The 1,508-nt window shown below is 43.7% G+C and carries 3 protein-coding genes; all 3 read left to right on the forward strand.

The window, feature by feature from the left end; genetic code table 11:
* On the forward strand, positions 1–666 hold a 666-nt coding region (locus JX312_RS13520), incomplete at its 5' end, for a DUF4954 family protein (RefSeq protein ID WP_204458432.1).
* Positions 667–876: 210 nt separating this feature from the next.
* Positions 877–1,014 carry a hypothetical protein gene (locus JX312_RS13525; RefSeq protein WP_204458433.1) on the forward strand — a complete coding sequence of 46 codons (138 nt, stop codon included), beginning with the start codon at positions 877–879 and terminating at the stop codon, positions 1,012–1,014.
* Positions 1,015–1,102: 88 nt separating this feature from the next.
* A partial coding sequence (locus tag JX312_RS13530) for a hypothetical protein (protein ID WP_204458435.1) occupies positions 1,103–1,508 on the forward strand: 406 nt, incomplete at its 3' end.

Raw genomic sequence — 1,508 nt, forward strand, 5'->3', positions numbered from 1 at the left:
TTCTCATACCTCTTCGGTGACGACCGTGGCGCCACAGTGGTGGTACCGGGCGCCATGCTCAGAAGCTGCGGACTGATGAGGGACGAGAAAAAATGGCCGACACGCGACAGACGCCAGAAACGCAGACTGCCTCTCCACGACCGCATTATCTTCGATGTGCTCAATCCCCTGACTGTCGGCGCCATGCTCGATGCACTCGAAGTGATCCGCAAACTTCTCGCACTTCCCGCAGACGATGACCGCTTTCTCCGCTACAAAGGCATGAAGTTCACCCGTGCGGCTCTTGAACGGGCAAGTCACCTTTATCGGCTTGCCATCTACAAATATCTCCACCTCCATACCGCCGAGAATGGTTTTCCGGCACGCGAACCGGGTGTGGAAGCTGCCTCATGGGTAGACATCGCCGGATTGCTTATGACCCGCACATCTCTTGAACACGCCATGAACAAAGAGAGCATAACGGAAATCGAACAAGTGTTCGACAACGCCTTCAGGCATTACCCCAACCTGCAGAGGTCATGGATTGCAGGCAGGTTTGATGACAGCTGGCGCCGCCCCGCCGAAGTAATCGCCGACTACGCCGCCGAATTCGACCGTATGATCGAGGAAGACCGCCATAAATATCTTGACGACCTTGCCGCTCAGAACCAGATGCTTAAGCTATAGAATCAGATTTTAAGCAAATAGTGACACAGTACCCNGCAGTTATGCGTTCATTTATGTAGTTTTATTGCAAATATCTTGCAAACATCATAATAAATGTATATTTTTGTCCTGATGTATTACACATCAGGACAAAAATCGTTTATAAACCGCCCTAACCAATCAAACGCCATGAAAAAGACTCTCCTATAGTCGGACAAAGGAATTACAAGAATGACGCGAGACGATGCTGTTATCAACCATATGCCCGAAGTTCGCAGGAAATTCTCCGATATTTACTTGGAATACAAAAATTTCATCACGGAGGAAGAATTCAATGCTGTCTGGGATCTGGCTGAGAACAAGATTTAGAGAGTGTTTGAATTTAACATGAATTATATAAATCCATCTTCACGTGAATGAAAGTTAAATCCAAACACTCTCTTAAAGTATTATAATTATGAAACAATATAAAGATATTTTTAAAGAGTGGCATAGTAAATTCCCGGTGCTTTCAAAATATACGGAGAGGACATTGTACATGAGAATAAACCCTCTTATAATCGGATTGCGATTACAAAAAGACCGGTTCGGCGGTGATGACTACCTGCCTGTTCTGGAAATAATTCCTTTATGGGAAGAAAATCCAAAACGATTCGGGAAACCATTATGCTGGGACAATTTACAAAATATGAAAAGACTGGATTTTACAATTATCTATAACCAACATGATTACTATTTTCCAGAAGCTTTGGCATGCGTGGAAATTCAATTCGGTAAGATTCTGAAAGAGGTGGTATTCTTCAGAGATTTAATGGAATTTAAAAATCATTTAATAAGACAGTTTATAACCAAACATAACCCGT

It is taken from the genome of Barnesiella sp. CU968, assembly GCF_905219685.1.
GTDB classification, from domain to species: domain Bacteria; phylum Bacteroidota; class Bacteroidia; order Bacteroidales; family Muribaculaceae; genus Lepagella; species Lepagella muris_A.

Bases quoted from the DNA above. Each gene is read 5' to 3' on its own strand.
- JX312_RS13525 (WP_204458433.1), top strand. From the start codon at position 877: ATGACGCGAGACGATGCTGTTATCAACCATATGCCCGAAGTTCGCAGG.